Genomic DNA, 21,919 nt, shown 5'->3' with positions numbered 1-21,919 from the left:
TATTTTCAATACAAAACATTGAATTTTAAACTAATCTAGTCAGTTCACTCTGTCAATTATCAATCGCGCATTTTTGCCATAGTCACTGCGCAGATAAAACGAGCTCTAACACAATCTATCTGCCTTAATTTCCCTATCAAGCATTACTTTTTCACATACACAGAGTAATTAAGCTGTACGAATTTCATCCTTTTACTATGCTTACTGAACCCAATAAATATTCTCAAAACCTGCACAGTTTGTATCGTGTGTTGCGGAGGAACAAGAACATGTTTTATTCACGTAAACGGATGCACCTTCTATACGCTTGGGTGCTAGGTATTTCACTGGTTGGGTGCGGCGGTGGCGGCTCAGACAGTGGCTCACCTTCAACGCCGTCCAACCCAAGTACACCTCAAAATAGCGCACCAACTGTTACTGTCAGCGGTGAAAACTCAATTCAAGAGAAGCAGCAAATTTCGCTAACAGCACAGGCTTCCGATAGCGACGGCACGGTAAACGCGTTTGCTTGGGAAATCGTTTCAGGCCCTTCAGCTGCGCTCTCTAACGCAGCAACCAATACGGTGACATTTACAGCACCTGATGTCACAGAAGACACCGCAATGACTCTGCGTGTCACGGTGACTGATGATGACGGAGCCACCGCAAATGCAAACTTCAACCTAAACATAACCAGAATTGTAAAATCAGTGACCATTACTGGCCTAGTAACAGACGAACCAATTCCAAATGCCGCACTCACTATATTTATTGGCGATCAAAGTTTTGAGTTATCTGCTGATGAAACTGGCACCTATAATTACACACTAGATATTGATGACTCCATGGTCGACGATTTAGTCAGGATCAGAGCAAAAGGGGGCAGTTCGCAATCTGAAGTGGAGTTTTACTCTCAACTGCCCAGTTTTTCATCAATAGAAACCCAAGCCGGCGAAGATGGTATTCTAAATAAAGACGACAATTTTGGTGTTAACATCACCAATGTAACCACTTCTGAGTATGCCTTGATCACCCGAGAGGTAGGTACGCCACAAAGCGAAACATCACTTAACAACGCCCTTGTAGGTATTGATGCCGATGAAAAATTAACACTCGCGGCTTTAATAAAAATCGTCGTTGATGGTGAGGGAGATAATGCATTTAGCTTACCTGAAGGGGTGAACTCAACATTTGAGTTGGTATCAACCCCTACAGCAGTGACCGAGCTCACCGATACCATTAATGACAAAAACCCGACCCTAATCGACAGCACAAAAAATAATATAAAAGAAGACGATGATTTGGTTGATAACAGTCAATCCAACATCATTGGGGATTACTTAATTGGGTCAACAAAAGTCTTCTCTCAACTCTTTTACGAGGCTTCTTTTAATCAGGATAATACCGGAACTTTTGCCGATTACTCCAGCGGTGGCATGACTTGGTCACAAAACGAAGAAGGCTTAGTCTCCTTGGTTTTTGAATCAGGTATTATGAGCAAAACCTATAGATGTAAAGGTGCGAGTGATCAAGAGTATGATTGCCAATATCGATACAAAAGTGGTTCATTTTCTATCTATGATGAAAACCCCATTGCCAAAGCCATCAGTATTACATTCATCGGTGATGAGTTCACGATGGACAGTACTGGTAATGAAATGATCGTAAATAGTGACGTAAGTCGTAACCATGATCTCTCTATGATTGGTAAAACGCAAACCATTACCCCATTGCAAAGCCAGTTGAGCGGAGATTGGTATATTAATGCGCTTTACTACTCTGTTTCAGGTAGTTTTGCAAGTAAGGTAACATTTAATCAAGATGGTACAGGCAGTGCGCAAATGCCTGACGACACGTCTCGTTCACTCACTTGGTCAATAACAGATAACATCTTAAATCTCACGCTTGATAAAACAGACCTAATGGTAGCAAAGACGTTTAAATACTGGCTCATAAGAAGTCTTGATTCAGGTTATCAATTCTGGGCAACCACAGACAAAACCGATACCGAGCATTACAGAAGGCGTTCGGGATTAATGGTCCCTGAGCAAGCGGTTACATTGACAAATAATGATGTCATAGGTCGGTTTAGAGCGTATCAAGGTGTCGCCGAGCCTCAAAACTTCTTTGTGGACAATTATATTAACGGTACATCCTACAGATTCATGTATAAAACGATGAGTACGTGGGCGCAATCAGGCAGAACGCTTAGTATGCAATCACTAGGTTATGGCCCAACTTTTCCTCGCCCCTTGGTACACCAATGCCCTGAAGGCGCAAGTGCTGATATGTGTGTAGTCAACTGGACACAAAAACTTGAGGTAATTGCACAAAATGGTGACACTTGGTATGTAAGAGAAAGTTACCCAACTGATAACTCATATACAACCAGTGGCTCTTATGTTCAACAGTACAAAAAATCAGCGTCTACCGTTGATAAATTTGAATATTATTGGTTGCCAAATAGAACGCTTTATTTTGTCGAGAACCAACAAGTTTTAGATAACTTCTTCTCTGAAAGCCAAAATGATGATGGCTCAACGTCACGCAAAGTAAAATTAGGAACTGGGGATATTGCTGATTATTCGATTTCAGAAGGTAAATTACTGATTGACCAAATGGGGTCTGTCGGTGTGACAGAGATCCAAGAATTTGATAGAGATTACTTCAAAGTCTGTGGTTACTTTGAAGGCACAAACTGTGAACTTGGCGAAGTCAGAAACCTCTTCGTTGATCCCAATATCGCTTCAAGAAGCATGTATACACCGCCTGCTCCAATGCAATATGCTATTGATGGTGCTTGGTATCAACCCAATTCACCAGAATTTGTCATCGTCATTAGAGATGGCACTTGGGTGCATATGGAGCTCAAAACTGACAATGACCCGCAAGGTTTTGCCGGTTTGGAAATTGGCTCTCTGAGCTGGGATGAATCAACCGGCACCTTGCTAGTGAACAAGGTCGTAGACACCAATGGCGTATACGGATTTGATGAAAACTTAGCGCATAAGGCAACCGTGAATGGGAATACCATGACACTAGAGGTTGAGGGCGAGTCTCCAATCACCTTTGAGCGCTTGTTAGACGAAAACGACCCAAGAGTAGGCGGCTTTGTAGAATACCCTCTTACAACCAGTCGAGTCTGGGTGTCAGTATTTTTGCCTGGCAATAAGTTTTTCGAAGCTGAGTACGACCCGGCCAACTCTGACGGCCCAGGCATTAATTATGGCGCCTACAGCTATAATGAAGAAACAGGATTAGCAACGCTGACTTTTGAAGTGAATCAGCTAAATACTGACGATATTTCCTTCTTTATGTATCAAGCGGGCCCTGATGTGATTCACTGGAAAGACATGGATGAGGTTGGTGCAGTCGTTCGTACCAAATCAAATAGTGAACAACCCTATTTTGATAGCCATAAAATTGAATATGAGCGCTTTGCTCTAATTAATGGTGACGACACCTACTACATTGATTTTAAAGTGGATGGAACCGCAGACTTTGTCAGTAATGGACAAACTCGCTCATTCACATGGAAAGTCGTACTTGGACAACTCCATCTAACAGCAGTCACTCCAAGTGCAGGGCTACAAGTAGAGGCCTACGTTATTACACCGACTAGCATGCTTGATGATGGTTGGAACGTCGATGTCATTAAACTAGAACATCCTCTTGATTCTACTGACAATGACAGTCCAGATAATCACTCTAGATTCAGCGGCAGCATGCGTCGTTAAATAAACGAACCCAAGTGAAAGCGCGGCCATATAAGTCGCGCTTTTTTATGCAGCACAGGTACGTATTTTGCTTAGTTTTATGTAATTACAATGGATGGTTGCTTGCTATGATGAAACTAACACCTGAAGAGCTCAAATTACTCCATGAAGTAGAGACAAACCACTTTGATGAGTACGACAGCTTTGCGCAGCAAAAGCACAGCCTAGAACAGCTAAAAAAGCGTATATACCAATTATGGTTAGTGGAACCCCTCGCGCTTTATTTAGCGCACAATCAATACTTCGCGAACAAATCTTATATCGACCGTATTTTGTTGGGAGAAGAGACATATCGCGATGATATAAACGCGCATAAAATCACAACGCTTTTGACGCTTATCAATAAGCTCCCAGATATTATGGATACGAGTAAAGGCCCAAGAAGCTGGCGTTTTTATCCATCGCCCTCAATTACATTTTCTCTGACCTATCCAAAAATTATTTGTTCGGTACAAAGTCTATCGTTGTCAGGAGCCTGTGTTGCCTCATTTCCTTTGAGTGGATCCGCGCATGTGAAATACTTTACTAATAAACATGCATACCTTGAGCTTTCTGACAACTTACATATCCATGTCTATGTAGAGCGCGCTATAGCACGTAATCAAGACTATATTGCGCTACAGTTTAATCATCACACAAGAGAAAATCCGATGTTAAAGCTGCTCATACTCAGTCATTATCTCAAATCTAAAATATGAAAATCTTCAGCGGCATTTTTATGCCGCTGATAATGAGCAATACTATATCGTTTGATATAAAACACGCACAGCCAGCAGGATGAATGCAATGCCCAACACTTTAGAAATAAAGCCCTGCTTTGACTGTAAGTTAAAGCGTTGTTTTGCAGTAGAGGCGGCAATAGACACACCAATAAACCACACAGCATCTATGATAAACACGGTAAAACACATTAAAAACGCGAGTGTAAAAGTCATTGCCTCAGGGTCAATAAACTGAGAGAACAATGCGACAAAAAAGATGGCTGTTTTTGGGTTTACAAATGCAACTGTAAACCCCTCTTTTGCGGCAATAATCCAATCGGCGCTAGCACTGGGAGATTCGGCTGAGTCGCCCCCATCTGCCGGTTTACTTGTCAATATTTTATAGCCCAAATAGGCTAAGTAAGCAGCGCCAATATACAAAAGAAACGTATACACCGCCGGGAATTGCGCAATTAAGCTGGCTAGCCCTAATATTGATAGCGCAGCATAGCTGCCTACGCCTAATGCATGCGCAACACTTGCAGAAATGCCAGCGCTAGGGCCGCTATTAATACTATGACGCAGTACCACTGCTAAACTCGGGCCAGGCGACATCGCACCTAATGTACAGATCAAGGCCAAACTTAGCCACGCTGATAAATCCATCATTACCTCCAGAAAACTTCAGGCGGCGAGTTTACCTAAGTTACCGACTCAATGTGAATAAAAAATTGCACTACAGTCAGTTTTTCATCGAATACAGTGATGGCTTAATGATCACCGTATTCATAACGCAATGAAAAAAGGATATTTACATCAACGTATCTGGGTGCTTCAATAAGCCTTACTTTTGTGTTTAAAAAATAGCAAAGTGGTTGAAAGTGCCCAATTAGCAGCCATTAGAACAATAACTAACCAGGCAATTTTAACAATGAAAATTATAAAAATGACGTTACTTTTGACTGTCATAGCTATCGCCATTACGGCTTACAATTACCAAAAAGTCATCTCCGTGGTGTTACTACCTCAATACATTGTATGGGCTCATGGTATCGAAAAGGAAGGTGTGAAAGCGGGCGAGCCTTTAAATAATAGAGAGCTTACCCTAGCCGCCCAAATAGGCATACGCCACCCTGAAAAAGTCAGAATTGTGTATGTTGATGAAGTCCCTTTCCCGCGTGAAAATTTCGCACTAAAAACCTTAGGTGAAGCGCTCGGCTTTATCGGAGACGGCATCATTAACAACGCACAAGTGTTTGGCTATTCAATTTATGTTAGGAAAGGGTTTGACCTGAATCGCCCAAAACTTGCGCATGAATTAGTGCATGTTTTACAAATTGAGCGCTCTAATCTAGATACCATTGTGACACAACACTTCTCTGATTTAGCAAAATATGGTTACAATGACTCGCCACTTGAAGTTGAAGCCTTTAAAGCCAATAAAAAATATAGTGAAGACTGGTAAACGACTAACAGTTATCAAATATTAATAATAATAAAACGAATACTTTTATGAAAAAAATTCTCACATTAATACCGCTTCTATTCTTAACAGCATGCTCAACTACCCCTACAAAAGACGAGCTCATGTCAGGAGATGCCTATGTACAACTCTCTTTTGATGTCAATGAACAAGGACACACAGAAAATATCATTGTTATCGACTCCAGTCATAATGGTTTTTTTGACAAAAAGGCCATTGAAGCGATCAAAAAATGGCAGTATAAGCCAAAAATGATCAATGGTAAGCCGGTAAAAAAAATAGGTGAAAAAGCACAACTGGACTTCAAAATCACGGACAAATAACCTCGTTAAATCAATGGGCTAATTATCTTGAAGGTTAGCTCATCTACAAATTAAGAAAGCCACTTATTAAAATTAATTAACCACCATTAAATAGCCAATCGCATTCAATGACGCAATAAAAACACCTGTAATTTCTTTAAAGGTGTTATTTACCTAAAATATAGCCGTTATTTATTAATGATCATGGTGGATAAAGCTATTCTCATCTGATTTTATGTTACACATATCGAGTAAAAGAAAATCATTTAATTTCCTTGCAAAGGCTTGCCGCTTCAGCAAGCCTTTTACAATTAAACTATTAAGTATAGTAAAAACGCTATATGATACCGTAACTTTTCTAGATAAAGTTTACATTGTGAACAAGCGCCATACACAGCCTATTGCAGAAAATAAACGAATTATATTATTGAGCTTATTGCTTTTCTTCGCCCTTTTACTAACCGCATATCATTTTTATAATAAATCGAATACGCAGGCTGAACACATTCAATACAACGCCCGTTTCAGTAGCGACGACTTATGCTCGAAAAACCAAGGCGAAGCAGCGCTTAGCCCCATGCAAAATCAACAACTTCCAATTGAGTTAACCCACACAGTCGTTCAGAGTCATCCACGACTGTTAGTTAAGAGTAAGCCCACCTGGCGACTAGAGGGCAATTTCAAAACGCATTTTGAAAAACTGCTCGAAAAGTCGAAAAGCGGCAATTTAGAATCAAAGTATATTATTGCCCAAAACCTCAAGTACTGTTTATTCTCACCCAAGAATGATGACCAATTGAATACTAAGTTAGAGCAGCTAACACAATTTAGTGATGCAAGTATATCCATAGATACAGCTTTAAATCAGTTTAGCTACTGCAAAGGTTTAAGCGATGATGAAACAAAAGCCTATTACGCTTATCTTGAAGATGCTGCGAGAAATGGATTTGTGCCAGCACAAGAAACTTTTGCCAATATACATGCTGAGTTTTTTATGAAATCACAAAATATAACGACGGAAAATAGAGCTCTGTATATTGCGACACGAGATAAATTTAAAAAGCAAAGATTGGAATTTTTACAACACGCAAGTCAGCATGGCAGTGAAAAAGCCATAATGGCATTGTCAAACCTATACTACACACAACAACAAAGTGATGAACATAGCTTTGCCAAGTCTTATGCCTTAAATAAACTCATCATGGAAATAACGGACAATGACGATATATACAACCGTTACAGTTTTTATGAACAAAAGCAGTACCTAAACATGTCTGAAGAAGAGATAGAGTATGCTGATGCGATGGTTGAACAATGGCTTCAAATTATTAAGACAAACGGTACACTTTATCCGAGCAATAAATGATCGCCTTGCTATCAAGTCACTACAATAAAGTCCACGAACCTAAGCTTTACAAATTGAGACTATGACTTGGCGTGATAATATACGGTGAGATATGCCGCAGTTAGCTTTTATAAAATGAGCCGGTATCACGTAAAATGCCACGCTACTGACGTTCCCTGACACTGCCCTTTGCTCTAATTGTGAGACCAACAATAAGGAGCAAGCTATTATGAATCAAAATGTCATTAAAATCGTTTCATTCACATTGAACAAAGGCGTATCGCTAGAGCAACTAATGGAAAAGAGTACTGCATCTGGAGAGTTTGTGGCCAAACAACCTGGCTTTATCTATCGCTCATTAGCACAGCAAGCCAATACAGATACATTCGTTGATATTAGTTATTGGCAAACCATGGAAGACTGTCAACACATGCAACTGGCGTTTGAAGAAACAGCTGTATGTCAGGCATATTGTGCGTTAGTTGATTCGGAGTCAGTTGGGATCAGCCATCACTCGGTGCTATCACAAAGTGACTGTACTGCTTAAATTATTAGTGGAGTAAATCGTGCACAAATCAGAACGATTGTTTCAACTCGTCAATCACTTAAAAGGTCGCAAAGTAGCAGTGACCGCTAAACAGCTAGCCGAGCGATTGGCAGTGTCTGAGCGCACGATTTACCGAGATATTCAAAATCTACAAACTTCTGGCGTCCCCGTAGAGGGCGAGGCTGGTATTGGGTATTTAATCCGAGACTATGATTTACCGCCGATGATGTTTTCTCCTCAAGAGCTTCAAGCTTTGCTTATCGGCAGCCAAATGATAAAGGCGTGGACTGACCCACAATTATCACAACACGCTCAATCTGCCATTGCTAAAATTGATGCCGTTTTACCCCCTCACCTCAAGCAGCTTAACGATAACCTACCTTTTCTTGCAGTAGGCTACGCTCATGGTGAGAAAGATCAAAATCATAGCCAGATAATCCGCTTAGCAATAGAGAGTAGAAATCGACTTTGTTTATATTACGAAGATGCCCATGAAGTGCAAAGTACACGAGATATCGAACCGCTCGGGTTGGTCTATTGGGGAGGAAAATGGACCATTATTGCCTTCTGTTTACTGCGCAATGCATATCGTGAGTTTAGACTGGATAGAATAAAAGCCGTGGAGAAAAAAGAAGAAACCTTTTTGTTCGAGCAGACAAAAAGCATGGCGCACTACATTGAGATTGTTCGCTCAGCGCAATGTAAACAATAAGTTGTGCAATTTTCATTCTTATAAGACCAGTAACCAACAACGCAATCACTGCAACAAATCAAACATCCTCCTCCCAAATAAAAAACGATAAAAACACAAATAAAAACAATTAAAAAACCCATAAAACACATATAAAAAACAAATAAACAAACTTGCTACATTGATTAACTTTGGCAACTTTTATTAAACGCAAATGAGAGTTGTTATCATTTGCCATCACTGTTAGTATGCGCCCCCTCTGCGAATAAACAATCATATTGCGAAGTATGGAGTGTAATATGCAATTCTCTCGTTCACTAAATTCAAAAAGTGTTCTTGCAACTGCGATTAAAGTTGCTTTACTAGGCGGCGTTGTCGCAACAGCTCAGGCTGCAGAACAAGCCCAAGATGACATCGAGCGCATCAGCGTTTATAACAAGCACAATGCTCTGATTTTAGAATCAGGTACAGCCACCAAATCAAACATGGCCCTGATGCAAACTCCGGCTGCAGTCGTGGTTGTTGATAAAGAATTACTAGATTCTCAATCTGCAATTACACTACAAGACGCTATCAGAAATGTGAGTGGCTTTACACAAGCCGGTAACAACTATGGTATTGGCGATAACCTTGCGATCCGAGGTTTAGGTGTCAACTATACATACGACGGTATGTACGGCGGTGCGAGCTTGGGTAACAGTTATAATCCGACTCGCTCTATGACAAATATTGAAAGCATGGAAGTGTTAAAAGGCCCAGCAACAGGTCTATATGGTATTGGCGCAGCGGGTGGTGTAGTTAACTTAATTGAGAAAAAGCCTCAGTTTGAAGAAGCTTATGCGCTGAGTGCAAAAGTAGGTAGCTGGAATACCTATGGACTCATGCTAGATGCAACCAACGCAATCACTGATGACTTAGCATATCGCGTGGTACTGAATCATGAGCGCAGCGATGGCTACCGTGACCTGCAACAAGACCGCGATGAAGTATATGCGAGCCTGAAGTTTGAAGCATCTAAAGATCATTCACTGTTGTTCTCAGCGGCGTATGTTGATGATGCCATGCAAGTTGACTCCGTAGGCGATCCGGTACGAATCGTTAACTGGGACAGTATTAATGGTGATCCAAGAAAGCTTACAGGCGCAGATGTACCAAATGACCCGAAGTTTATCACTAACGAAACAGGCGACATTGAGTACTTAGGTGTTCAATTAACCGAAGCGCAACGTGAACAACTTGCTGCCTCTATTAATACAACAGACGGTCTACGACCGATTGATTTAGGTGACTCAAGCCTCATTTCTCCGTTATCTACGCCTAACGACGGCCAAGAATTGCGCTTTAAACTTCGCCATGATTGGCACTTGGGTGAAGAGTCGACGTTAACTCAGCAAGTTCTGTGGCGCGAATATGATTCAGATTTGGTACGTCAAACAGGTGCTTACAACTATGTTTACTGGAACCGCTCAGACCGCGCGCATGGTTCAATCATCAACGCGAACCCGCGCGCTCCGTTAGTCACTGACGATGGTGAGCTACACCCTTATGCAGCGCGTCGCCAAGAATACCGACGTGCTATTTCTAATGAACAAACATGGCAATACTTTGCGGACTTGCAGCTTGGATGGAGCTATGGTGATATCAGCGGTGAACACCTTATCAGTGCAAACTACGAACAACGCGATATGTCATTTAAGCAATGGTCTGCCTATGATGCTGATGGTAATAAGTCTAGCAATGCAATCCCATATATTTTAGACATTCGTAATCCAAACTGGGGCGCGGGTGATTTTATGGATTACGACCCAAGTGTAAGAAGTAACTACAATAAATCACTTACTGCATACGGTATTAGCGCTCAAGAAGTCTTGTATCTAACAGACGCACTAACTGCGCGAGCTGGCGTTGCTTACACCACAATTAAGCAAGAATATCAGCACCTAGGTACTGATAGAGTCAAAGGGATGAGGCCTGAATATGATACTGATGATTCTGGCCTGACCTATTCACTTGGTATTAACTATCAAATCATCCCTGAAGTTTCGGCATTTGTGAACGTTGGTAAAGGCCGCACAGCTTTCGGTATTTTATCTACAATCACAAATGGCGTGGAAACACCGAATCAACCTGACTCAGAATCAGAGACTCTAGATATTGGTATCCGCTTTACTGCATTTGACGAAGATCTACTTGGTTCAATTGTTATATTTGACACTAAACGTACTAACTTACGTTATAGCAACCCTGAGTATGATGAGCAAAAAGGCGCTGAGTTTAACGCAGGTATTCCTGAGTTCAAATACGACAACAATGAAACGACTAAAGGTGTCGAATTTGACTTGAACCTAGCACTTGCCGAAGCATGGAAGCTAAACGTGAATGCAACATATCAAGAAGCATTATCCATTCATCACCAGGAATCAGATCCAGACAAAAGAGAAGCAGCCAAAAAAGGGATCCCTGAAAAAATGGCTGGCACTTGGTTAACACACACTGTTAATCAAGTATTTGGTGGTGATCTGGAACTCAGTTTAGGCATGCAATATGTGGGTGAACGTACCGTAAACCACCCTTCATTTGGTTTGCCAACGGCGAAAATCGATGGCTACACCCGTTGGGATATGTCAGCAGCTTACTACTTTGACAATTATCACCTCCAGCTAAATATTGAGAACTTAACTGACGGCACACACTACAGTAAAGCGCTATTCTTAGGCGGTTTACCTGCTAACGAACGCAACGCTGAGCTCACGTTCAACTACCAGTTCTAAATATTTTAAATATTTAATCGGCGGCAAATTCACTTGCCGCCTTTTTTATATCACAGCGTTTGTCATTCGCTTTATCTATAAAGCCTATCAGACTATACCGTTCTTTGAACTGCATAATAAAAGCATATTACTTCTTTATATCCGCATAAACTGGCCTATAACTTGCTAAAAAATTAAGGTTTTTATCACTGTTGCCGCTTATAAGGATATATCAATGAGTATCATCTCTGTCATCAATCAAAATCGAGCATTTCAAAGCCAACACAATGCAATGAATAAAAGCATTGAAAAACACGCTGAGTTTGCGTCACTGTTGAACAAAACAATCAATAGCAAACCTGAAGTCACCGACCCCGATCTCGTTATGCCTGTGTCTCTTAATCGAAATTATGACGAAATATCAGATCAAGCCCGCGAGTATTATCAACTCGCACTCGAGATAGCTAAAGAGCGAGTCGACCCCGAACTCGAAGATGAACGTTTGAGAGAAATTCAGCTTTACAAAGAAACCACTATTGAAATTATGGACATGCCCATCGAGGTTGAAATTGAACAGCATGAAATCAATGAAGCACTCTTGTTTGGAAGCCTCGGCATTGATTTTTTAAAGTATAAAGAAATGGGCGTACGTATTGATATGCTCAACTTAATGGAACAAGACATCAACAGCTCTCAAACTCTGCTGAGCAGTGATAAAGAAAAGCTCAAAAGCGTACTGAACGATAGGCGACAGGTATTGGAGCGGCAACGAGAAGAAATGCTTGCAGGCACCTATTTAGAACAGAATACAGATCACAAAGACGCAATTCAAAAGCGTTTTGATGCCATTGACTTTAAGCCGTGATCATATCAACACCATACTTTAAATAATCACTAAATAAGGATATCCATGAGTAGTATTTCAACTTTAAAACACATGCCTTTCGTTGAAGCTCAACAATATTCGATGCGTAACACGTTAACGCAGCACGCCAGTTTTGCCTCAACCTTGCAAGATGTATTAACAGAAAAGCCTAATCAAAGTAACTCAGATCAGTTGATGGCACTGTCACTGAATGTCAATTTTGATGACATTAGTGAACAAACAAGGAGATACTATTATGAACAAGTCTTACCTAGTGCCAGAGAACGGGTAGATAAGAGCCAAAGTGCAAAAAACCAAAAAATCCAACTCTTTGAAGAAGCCGTTATCGAGATAAGAGATATTGCAATAAAAGTTGACATCGAGATTGATGAGGTCAACGAAGCATTGCTGTTTAGCAGCCTCGGAATTGATTTTTTAAAGTACAAAGAAGCTGGCGTTCGCGCCGATATGCTTAGCTTACTAGAAAAAGACGTGTACCAATCTGAGGCGTTAACACTCTCTGAAAAACAAACACTCGTAGACACTATTTCGCTTGAGAGGGACAAACTGACACGATTGCAAGAAAGTATATTGGCAGGTACTTATTCGCCCGAAGAACATACGTAAAACTTATCTAATAAAGATACCATGATACTTGAAGGCAAAGTGACATTTTATAAATACAAATTTAAGTATTTAAGATTTTTTAACAGCCGCATTAATAATGTTAACTTTAGTTTTTTTGATCACGCTATCTATACTATTAAAATCAATTACCCATGGAAAATTAATCTTTAATATCATGTTTTATATATTAATATTTTTCAGTTCACCTTAAATAACAAACATATAACAACGTAACAGTAAGACCAATTCTAAACTTAAAGTAACGGCAGAGTCATAGAGGTGTTTATGTTAAAAAAGCTCATGTTGGCCTTATTATTACTAGTTAGTGCTGGTTTCGCATTTTGGTTTTATCAAGATTACACCAACGAAGATCGTTACTTTGCCGTTCAAAACAAAGCGCAGCCAAAAGATAACTATTTACTTGATTTTAATACTCACATTTCTCAGATCATAAGACCTCCAGAGCACTTTTCTTTCCCAATATCAATCGGAGAGATAGGTCCCACAGAAAGCCTGTACTCAGGCCCAAATCAATACCCTTTTTATTGTATGACACGAGACTCTTTGCTTGGCCAACCTGAAGTAGACAACCATAAAATGCTCGGGATCCCTGTTTATAAAAATAAAAAAATAATCGGTTATAGCAAAGACTGTTCAATAAAAACGCGTATAAACTATTACACATTGGAAAATGAAGGCGACACATTTAAAGCCCGCAAAGTAACCGACTTAGACAAAGCAAAGAAGACAACTCAACCCCTATTTAGAGTAGAGCAAGGGTCTATTAATCGTTTTATCTACACCATAGTTATGCCGATAACAAAGACCGAGATAGGCAACCGTTTAGCAAAGAGCAAATGGAACAATCGCTTGATCTATCAATTTAATGGCGGCTCTGGAATTGGATTTAGACAAGGTCGGCAAAAAGCCGCTCGGGTCATGACTCGTCAAGCGCAGCAATTGCTTGATGGCTATGCTGTCATTAGCTCTAGTGGTAACAAAACGAGCTACACATACAACATGCTGTTGGCTGAAGACACCGCGCGCAGAGTAAAACTGCAATTTACCAGTTTATACGGCTCACCTCTTTACACTGTCGGTGTTGGGGGGTCAGGAGGCGGGCTTGCCCAATACTTGATAGCTCAAAATAGTGAGGGGATTTTAGATGGGCTTATCCCCCTATACAGCTATCCTGACATGATCACACAAACAACCTATGCACTAGACTGTGACTTGCTCAACAATTATTTTACGTTTAGAGCAGACAACAAAAAATCATGGCGTGATTGGGAACGACGTCGTCTCATCGAAGGTATGAATGCCATCAATGGTTTTCCACAAAAAGGCGGGTTCTTGCAGCCCATTAATCAGTTAATGTCAGGATTTGTACCTAGTTTCCCTAAAGGCAGCAGCGAATGCATTAATGGTTACTTTGGTTTGTCCGCATTCATTAATAATCCAAGACAAGGCTTTATCAGAGAGCACTTTACCAGCCATGTTGTAACAGAAACTAACTGGAGCTATTGGCAGGATATGTCACATATCTTCGGCACTGACCAATTTGGGTATGGACTGAGTACTTGGGACAATGTAGGCGTACAATATGGGCTGAATGCTCTAAAAGCCAAAGAAATCTCAATAGATGAATTCCTGCACCTCAACGCGAATATCGGATCTTGGAAGCCCCAACATCAAATGCAACAAGAAGAAATAGTGCTCCCTCTCGGTCATAAAGTGCCTATTTGGTTAACCCTATGGGGTAATCATAATATCACAACACCTATCGATAAGATCGCGCCAAGGCATGTTGGCTCCATTAAAGCAATGAACAAAGCGTACTTATCTGGGCAAGTATTCATAGGTGATATAGATATTCCTGTCATTGATGCAAGACACTATTTAGAAAATGAGCTCGATATGCACCATATGTCCGCGTCTTTCTACAGCCGACTTCGTATAGAAAATCGCAAAGGGAATAGTAACAACCACATCATTTGGGTTGCGCACAAAAACTTTAACCCAACTGAACACGCATTTGCAATGATGGACCGGTGGCTAACGAAGCTAGCTTCTGTAAAGCATAGAGATGTTGCTGCTGCCAAACCTGAGGGGTTAAATGATACCTGCTTTAGCCCGGATGGAGCTATTTTCGCTCAAGGTGAAGGCGTATTTGATGGTAAATGGAACGACAAAAGTAAAGGGGCGTGCCAAAATCGATTTCCCATGTTCAGTACTAGCAGAATTGAAGCGGGCGGCGATTGGGATGGCGCTATGTTCAAATGCCCGCTTATGCCTGTTTCACAAGCGGTTGAGCAAGGGTTATATGGCAACGTGCAAATATCTGATCACATTACGAGCCTAGAGCAAATTTTTCCACATGGTGTTTGTGATTACGGCGGAACGGATGTTGGCCAGCCTAAGCAGCCTCACTTTCAAAATGCGCACTTTAACAATACACAAAAAGACGATAAATCACTCACTGTAAATGTGTCACATAATTAATGATGGATGGAGCCACTGAAAACGAGTTCAAAAAACAAACTTATTTACTTATATAAAGTTTATTAGCAAGACAAATGGATTAAAATCACTTGTTAAGGCGTCGTCAAATTCAATCTCTAAATGCCTTTATAAAAGCATCTATAAGTTTTTGGTGATATTAAACCTATTTTTTCCTGTAAATATTGATAAATTAACTTTTTTCATTGCCATAGATTAAAATCCATTTTATATTCATATTGTTCCAATAAAGTGAACTAGATTTTTACCTGAACATGGATGTTCAACTTAATCATTTTACCCTGAAATCAGTTATCTGCACCCAGTCAAAATCAAGAACTGTTTTAAATTGTGTAAAAGTGTTAATTGTTATTTTAGTTTAACTAAAACAGCTTTACTATTAGGTACACACTTTAACCACGGGTACACTCATGAATCTTAAAACTTTTTCGGCAATTCCTTTATCTCTTTCTCTATTAGCAGGCTGCTCTAGTGAAACCACCGAGTCAGCAAATGTTAAAACAGAGGCAATTTGGGCTGATATTTATGTTACGTCACAGGGAGAAGATAGCCGTGTTATTGCTGAGCTCAACGTCAGTTCAAGAAACGGGAATAACATAAAACTTTCAGATAAGGATAAATTACACGCAACCGCCGCAGGCATCACCAAAAATTTAGAAATTGATGATGGTTTTTTAGATATAGACTATCGAGCCACCTTTAACGTAGCCGAAAAAGACACTAGATTCGTTGTCACGCTGACCAGAGCCGAAAGCAACGATACGCTACAGACCGAACTCGTATTACCAGCACCATTTACTATTATTACACCGCAAAAGAATCAATCTTATTACAAGCAAGAGACGGTCGAAATCAACTGGACACCTGACGATGCAACCGATACCCGATTAGATGCTTTGCTGACTATCCGATGTAAAAATAAAGATGGCAATGAAGAAAGCATTGCCAAGTCGTATACTGATCTAACAGATGACGGTAACCTCAGTGTAGACTTGTCATCACTTGACGGTTTCGACTCTGAAACATTGAATGACAAAAAGTCATGTGAAGCTGACATTTACATGGAACGGATCAGATACAGCTCACTAAATGATAAATATGCAGAAGGTAGCCGCGCAAGGGCCATTCAAGAACGCTACTCTGATAAGTTTGAAGTCAGACTATTTCAATAGAATGCTCAGATAAAAGCCTGCAACTTTTCTGAAAGCATCGCTCAAACAAGATAAATCTTCTGGACGATAAAATTGTGCTGTCAGCCATTGTGAAGTAGCGCTTATGGCCAATTTTAAGTCCTGTCACACTTTTACTTCACACAAATTCGGTCGAACGATGTGTACTTTCTAAGAACCTCATCAATCATAGCACCACGTTAAACAGCACAAGATATATTACTTTACAGGCAAAATAATACTTGAGTGGCGCGCATTGCGTTAATTAATAAGCCATCAAGCGAAGGGAAGACTTTTCAACATTACCGATTAGATAAAGTTTAAAAATGGCGCTGTATAATAAATTGGAACATTGGCTGTACGGTATGCGAAAAAAGTAAATACTGTGGAGCTATTGAAGAAATGAGCAATAAAAAAGCCTATTCGCTGAATAGGCTTTTCTTTTTAAACTACTTTATTGTTGAACACAATATAGTCTTGCATAAGCACTACAAGTGGCTGTTCCATTATCTAACCAAGAGCTTGAAACAGACTCTGCGTTACCTATTGTAGCACCATCGCGAGCATAATAATCCCAACTACTATTAGTTGTGAAGTCACGACAAGCTTCCCAATTGTGTCTCCACCCTTGAGACAAGAGGTTAGTCCAAACAGCCCCCGTCACTGCATTACCATTTTCATCGTAGTTAAATGCGATTGAGCGACTACCAGTTAAGATATCTTCTGATTTACCTACAACTAAGCTGCCGTCTGTTCGATAGTAATTATAGCCTGAGGTCAACAGCGTCGTTACCGATGATCTTGAAGCTGAGCCTAAGATGGCTTTATAAGTTCCTTTAGGCACTACATTACTGCTATCAGCTGCTGCCTGACATCTCTGATCAGCACCCGTTCCCCCTCCTAAATTAGCGGTGTAACGCTGACTTGTTGTAAACACCATTCTATTTTCGGTGCTCGGGGTACCTTGAACTAAAAGCATCCAATGACTAGTATCAAAAACCGGATTGATTCGCGATCCTCCTTCAACATCCTTCAGTGCGATATAAAGATGACCATCTAAATATCTAGCCACTTCTCCGGCTTGATAGGCAAGAGCTGCACTCCACGCTAATTTAGCAGGGTTGAGCTTCATTGAATGTTGTACTGCATTGTCCACATAAGTTGTGCTGGCTTTTTCTGCCAAAGAGGCATCTACAGATGTCTTATCGGCTTTGAGCGCCAATGCCGTATTCATATCCGCTTGGCTTGCTTTGTTATTCAAAGCAGCATCAACGGTCGTTTTATCAGCTTTAGTTGCAAGGGCAGTGTCTACCGCAGCTTGATTAGCCTTCCCAGCTAATGCTGCGCTCATCGCTGTTTGATCCGCTTTGCCCGCAAGTGCTGTATCAATCGCAACTTTGTCTGCTTTATCTGCTAATGCAGCATTCATTGCTGTCTTATCAGCTTTACTCGCAAGCGCAGTGTCTACGACGGCTTTGTCTGCCTTACCTGCTAACGCATCATTCATGGTTGCTTGATCTGCTTTGCTGGCAAGGGCTGTATCAACCGCAGCTTGGTCCGCTTTACCCGCAAGTGCTGTATCAACCGCAGTTTGGTCCGCTTTACCCGCAAGGGCTGTATCAACCGCAGTTTGGTCCGCTTTACCCGCAAGGGCTGTATCAACCGCAGTTTGGTCCGCTTTGCTAGCAAGGGCTGTATCAACCGCAGTTTGGTCCGCTTTGCTAGCAAGTGCTGTATCAACCGCAGCTTGGTTCGCTTTACTGGCAAGTGCTGTATCAACCGCAGCTTGGTTCGCTTTACTGGCAAGTGCTGTATCAACCGCAGCTTGGTCCGCTTTGCCCGCAAGTGCTGTATTTACAGCCGTTTGATCTGCTTTGCTGGCAAGGGCTGTATCAACTGCAGCTTGGTCCGCTTTGCCCGCAAGTGCTGTATTCACAGCCGTTTGATCTGCTTTGCTAGCAAGGGCTGTATCAACCACAGCTTGATCCGCTTTGCCAGCGAGGGCTTTATCAACCGCTGTTTGGTCCGCTTTGCCCGCAAGTGCTGTATTCATTGCACTTTGATCTGCTTTGCTCGCAAGGGCTGTATCAACCGCTGTTTGGTCAGCTTTAACAGCCAGCTTAGAGTCAAGTAAAGTCACGTCGGCTTTTAAGCTAAGTGCAGAGTCAAATGCTACTTTATCTACTTTCGTGTCAAGCATACCTGTAATAGTAATCGTATCTGCTTTAGACTCTAGTCCAGCGGTAAACTCTGCTTTAGTAACGTATACAGTCATATCAGGTAAATCAGCTTTCAATGCAAATTGTGATTCATCATAACTTGCGCCTTTAGCTAATAACTGCCACGGCTGCTGTAAATTACCCTGTGGATCTGTAGGGGGCACAGCTACTGTGCTTTGTGTTGCAATATAAGCACTCCCCATATAAGTGATCACATCACCCGCATTGAATTCAGTAACTAAGTTATAGCCTTCAGCAATAAACGTAATACCAGTGTCGCCTTTGGACGCAAATAACGCCCATTGTGCAGCCGCTTCTTTTGGTGAAAGATTTGCTTGTTCACTTGCAGGGATCGTCACTTTTGCGATGTATGCACTGCCTTCAAAGGTAACAACATCGTCTATCGCATAAGCAGATACAGAAGACCAAGCACCGACTACTTGTAAGCCTTTATCTCCCTTCTCACCTTTTTGACCAGGATCGCCTTTTTCCCCAGGTTCACCTTTCTCACCATCTTTACCATCTTTGCCGTCTATGCCGTCGACACCATCGGTGCCGTCAACACCATTGATACCGTTGATACCATCAGCACCATCAGCACCATCAGCACCATTTAAACCGTCTTTACCATCTTTACCATCTTTACCGTCTAATCCATCTTTACCGGCCAAGCCAGAACCAACGCCATTAAACAATAATAGCCAGCTATCATTAGTGTTTGATGGAGGTAGATTTGGCTCATCACCTTCTACTACTGCAGTGACGACTTTTCGGGCAATATAAGCATTGTTTTCATGAACAATAACGTCATCGATTTCGTAAGCATCGGTTGCGTTCCAATTGCCTTTGATAGATAAGCCACGATCACCTTTGTCGCCTTTCTCACCCTTTTCACCTTGGATACCCTGGATACCTTGAATACCTTGCTCGCCTTGTAGACCTTGCTCGCCTTTTTCACCTGGAATGCCTTGAATACCTTGAGCACCAGTATCACCTTTTTCACCTTTAAGGCCTTGATCACCCTTTTCACCCTGAATACCTTGGATACCCTGAGCACCGGTGTCACCTTTTTCACCCTTTTCACCTTGAAGGCCTTGGTCACCCTTTTCACCCTGGATACCTTGGATACCCTGAGCACCGGTGTCACCTTTCTCACCTTTCTCACCTTGAAGGCCTTGGTCACCCTTTTCACCCTGAATACCTTGGATACCCTGAGCACCGGTGTCACCTTTCTCACCTTTCTCACCTTGAAGGCCTTGGTCACCCTTTTCACCCTGAATACCTTGAGCACCTGGTAAACCTTTTTCGCCTTGCACACCTTGAAGGCCTTGCTCACCTTTTTCGCCTGGCTCACCTTTTTCGCCAGGTAGACCCTGAATACCTTGCTGACCCGGCGCGCCATCGCGACCATCTAGGCCATCTTTACCGGCTAAACCAGAACCCACACCGTTGAATAACAGTAACCAGCTATCGTTAGTATTTGATGGAGGTAAGTTAGGTTCGTTCCCTTCAGCAACCGCTGCGACTGCAACTCTGGCGATATAAGCATTGTTTGCATGTACAATCACATCGTCGACTTCATATGCTTCCGTCGCGCTCCAATTGCCTTTCATAATAAGGCCACGGTCACCCTTATCACCTTTGTCACCTTTTTCACCTTGGATACCCTGAATGCCTTGGATACCCTGTTCACCGGTGTCGCCTTTATCACCTTTTAGGCCCTGAACACCTTGGATACCTTGGACACCTTGGATACCTTGGTCACCTTTATCGCCTTTATCACCTTTTAAGCCTTGAAGTCCCTGATCACCTTTCTCACCTTGGATACCCTGTGCTCCGGCATCACCTTTGTCACCCTTGTCGCCTTTCTCACCTTGAAGACCTTGGTCGCCTTTTTCACCTTGGATACCCTGTGCTCCGGCATCACCTTTGTCACCCTTGTCGCCTTTCTCACCTTGAAGACCTTGGTCGCCTTTTTCACCTTGAATACCCTGTGATCCGGCATCACCTTTATCGCCTTTGTCACCCTTTTCACCGACTTGACCAACTTCGCCTTGTTCGCCACGAGCAACTAATAGGCTCCAAACATTAGATGCCACAACCGGGTTCGCGTTTATTTCACCCTCTGGTGCACTTATTTCTGCAATTGCAATATAAAGACTGCCGTTAAACGACACAACATCATCGATGACATAGGCAGCAACTTCACTCCAAGCACCTTTAACCTGAAGGCCTTTATCACCTTTTTCACCCTGTGCACCTGTTTCACCTTGTGGGCCAACTTCACCTTGTGCACCAGTTTCACCTTTTTCACCGCGCTCACCTTGCGCGCCGGTATCACCCTTTTCGCCTTGAATACCGGGCACACCTTGCGCACCCGTATCACCTTTTTCACCCTTTTCACCTTGAGCTCCAGGTAATCCATCAGCACCATCTTGGCCGTCTGCACCATCCGCGCCTCGAAGGCCAGTACTATCACCTAACCAACGACCGTTTTCATCAATAACGACATTGCCACCAATTGAAACTTGCGTTGCATCAACATCACCTTCAACTCTACTTGCAACATCCGCATGATAAGCACTCGGTGCCGTGTCAATGCTAAGGCGAGGCGACATTTCAGTATCGTCACCAACGGTTATGCCAAGTTCTAAGTCTTTATTTTTAAATATTGACGCATCAATATCATTGTTTTCACCTAACCTAATGGTGTAAGCACCATCAACGACCTCAACTTCTCTCGTAGACTCCCAAACGACAAGGTCTTGCGAGTACAATTTAAATGTCATTGATACAGTGCCGTTCACAGCTTCTTGTGTATTTGAGTTAGTCAACGTACCTTGATGGTTTAGTTGAGCAGCTATAGCCGGAGCAGAGATAACGCTCACAGTAGCAAGTGCTGCTGCGATAGCATTTTTAATAAACATATATTCCCTTTAAAGATT

14 protein-coding genes are annotated in these 21,919 nt (G+C 41.8%); 12 read left to right on the top strand and 2 right to left on the bottom strand.

Annotation, left to right across the window (positions count from 1 at the left end; translation table 11 throughout):
* Window positions 1-269: 269 nt before the first annotated feature.
* The gene (locus JF50_RS18555) at window positions 270-3,716 is read left to right on the top strand and encodes a PKD domain-containing protein (protein WP_039610835.1); all 3,447 of its coding nucleotides are present in this window, start codon (window positions 270-272) and stop codon (window positions 3,714-3,716) included.
* 107 nt (window positions 3,717-3,823) lie between these two features.
* A complete protein-coding gene (locus tag JF50_RS18550) occupies window positions 3,824-4,453 on the top strand; it encodes a hypothetical protein (protein WP_039610834.1) in 630 nt (209 codons plus the stop codon).
* 42 nt (window positions 4,454-4,495) lie between these two features.
* On the opposite strand, the gene JF50_RS18545 is transcribed toward JF50_RS18550, so the two are convergent.
* Window positions 4,496-5,122: a LysE family translocator gene (locus JF50_RS18545; RefSeq protein ID WP_039610833.1), complete on the bottom strand. Its 627-nt coding sequence runs from the start codon at window positions 5,120-5,122 to the stop codon at window positions 4,496-4,498.
* A gap of 265 nt (window positions 5,123-5,387) precedes the next feature.
* On the opposite strand from JF50_RS18545, the gene JF50_RS18540 reads away from it, so the two are divergent.
* From JF50_RS18540 to JF50_RS18495, 10 genes are all read left to right on the top strand, one after another.
* A complete protein-coding gene (locus JF50_RS18540) occupies window positions 5,388-5,921 on the top strand; it encodes a hypothetical protein (RefSeq protein WP_039610832.1) in 534 nt (177 codons plus the stop codon).
* Between the two features lie 47 nt (window positions 5,922-5,968).
* The gene (locus JF50_RS18535) at window positions 5,969-6,262 is read left to right on the top strand and encodes an energy transducer TonB (protein WP_039610831.1); all 294 of its coding nucleotides are present in this window, start codon (window positions 5,969-5,971) and stop codon (window positions 6,260-6,262) included.
* Between the two features lie 355 nt (window positions 6,263-6,617).
* The gene (locus JF50_RS18530) at window positions 6,618-7,607 is read left to right on the top strand and encodes a hypothetical protein (protein WP_152614590.1); all 990 of its coding nucleotides are present in this window, start codon (window positions 6,618-6,620) and stop codon (window positions 7,605-7,607) included.
* A gap of 208 nt (window positions 7,608-7,815) precedes the next feature.
* Complete coding sequence (locus JF50_RS18525; RefSeq protein WP_039610829.1) at window positions 7,816-8,133, top strand: antibiotic biosynthesis monooxygenase family protein; 318 nt, start codon at window positions 7,816-7,818, stop codon at window positions 8,131-8,133.
* Window positions 8,134-8,152: 19 nt separating this feature from the next.
* On the top strand, window positions 8,153-8,845 hold the full coding sequence (locus JF50_RS18520) for a helix-turn-helix transcriptional regulator (protein ID WP_039610828.1): 693 nt from the start codon (window positions 8,153-8,155) through the stop codon (window positions 8,843-8,845).
* Window positions 8,846-9,123: 278 nt separating this feature from the next.
* A complete protein-coding gene (locus tag JF50_RS18515) occupies window positions 9,124-11,595 on the top strand; it encodes a TonB-dependent receptor (RefSeq protein WP_039610827.1) in 2,472 nt (823 codons plus the stop codon).
* 214 nt (window positions 11,596-11,809) lie between these two features.
* Window positions 11,810-12,439 (top strand): hypothetical protein, encoded by a 630-nt coding sequence (locus JF50_RS18510; RefSeq protein WP_039610826.1) that lies wholly within the window; start codon window positions 11,810-11,812, stop codon window positions 12,437-12,439.
* Between the two features lie 45 nt (window positions 12,440-12,484).
* Window positions 12,485-13,066: a hypothetical protein gene (locus JF50_RS18505; protein ID WP_039610825.1), complete on the top strand. Its 582-nt coding sequence runs from the start codon at window positions 12,485-12,487 to the stop codon at window positions 13,064-13,066.
* A 285-nt stretch (window positions 13,067-13,351) separates the two neighbouring features.
* Window positions 13,352-15,568 carry a DUF6351 family protein gene (locus JF50_RS18500; RefSeq protein ID WP_235423469.1) on the top strand — a complete coding sequence of 739 codons (2,217 nt, stop codon included), beginning with the start codon at window positions 13,352-13,354 and terminating at the stop codon, window positions 15,566-15,568.
* 428 nt (window positions 15,569-15,996) lie between these two features.
* On the top strand, window positions 15,997-16,758 hold the full coding sequence (locus tag JF50_RS18495) for a hypothetical protein (protein ID WP_039610824.1): 762 nt from the start codon (window positions 15,997-15,999) through the stop codon (window positions 16,756-16,758).
* 451 nt (window positions 16,759-17,209) lie between these two features.
* On the opposite strand, the gene JF50_RS27685 is transcribed toward JF50_RS18495, so the two are convergent.
* Window positions 17,210-21,901 (bottom strand): hypothetical protein, encoded by a 4,692-nt coding sequence (locus JF50_RS27685; RefSeq protein WP_052262460.1) that lies wholly within the window; start codon window positions 21,899-21,901, stop codon window positions 17,210-17,212.
* Window positions 21,902-21,919 lie beyond the last annotated feature (18 nt).

This window comes from Pseudoalteromonas luteoviolacea (genome assembly GCF_000814765.1).
GTDB classification, from domain to species: Bacteria; Pseudomonadota; Gammaproteobacteria; order Enterobacterales; family Alteromonadaceae; genus Pseudoalteromonas; species Pseudoalteromonas luteoviolacea_H.
Note: the sequence above shows the minus strand (reverse complement) of the source record. Positions and strands in the feature narration are given on the sequence as shown.

What these genes read in the sequence shown, in the direction of transcription:
- JF50_RS18495 (WP_039610824.1), top strand. Translation starts at nt 15,997, where the DNA reads ATGAATCTTAAAACTTTTTCGGCAATTCCTTTATCTCTTTCTCTATTA.
- JF50_RS27685 (WP_052262460.1), bottom strand. Translation starts at nt 21,901, where the DNA reads ATGTTTATTAAAAATGCTATCGCAGCAGCACTTGCTACTGTGAGCGTT.
- JF50_RS18545 (WP_039610833.1), bottom strand. Translation starts at nt 5,122, where the DNA reads ATGGATTTATCAGCGTGGCTAAGTTTGGCCTTGATCTGTACATTAGGT.
- JF50_RS18500 (WP_235423469.1), top strand. Translation starts at nt 13,352, where the DNA reads ATGTTAAAAAAGCTCATGTTGGCCTTATTATTACTAGTTAGTGCTGGT.
- JF50_RS18555 (WP_039610835.1), top strand. Translation starts at nt 270, where the DNA reads ATGTTTTATTCACGTAAACGGATGCACCTTCTATACGCTTGGGTGCTA.
- JF50_RS18515 (WP_039610827.1), top strand. Translation starts at nt 9,124, where the DNA reads ATGCAATTCTCTCGTTCACTAAATTCAAAAAGTGTTCTTGCAACTGCG.
- JF50_RS18550 (WP_039610834.1), top strand. Translation starts at nt 3,824, where the DNA reads ATGATGAAACTAACACCTGAAGAGCTCAAATTACTCCATGAAGTAGAG.
- JF50_RS18505 (WP_039610825.1), top strand. Translation starts at nt 12,485, where the DNA reads ATGAGTAGTATTTCAACTTTAAAACACATGCCTTTCGTTGAAGCTCAA.
- JF50_RS18510 (WP_039610826.1), top strand. Translation starts at nt 11,810, where the DNA reads ATGAGTATCATCTCTGTCATCAATCAAAATCGAGCATTTCAAAGCCAA.
- JF50_RS18540 (WP_039610832.1), top strand. Translation starts at nt 5,388, where the DNA reads ATGAAAATTATAAAAATGACGTTACTTTTGACTGTCATAGCTATCGCC.
- JF50_RS18525 (WP_039610829.1), top strand. Translation starts at nt 7,816, where the DNA reads ATGAATCAAAATGTCATTAAAATCGTTTCATTCACATTGAACAAAGGC.
- JF50_RS18535 (WP_039610831.1), top strand. Translation starts at nt 5,969, where the DNA reads ATGAAAAAAATTCTCACATTAATACCGCTTCTATTCTTAACAGCATGC.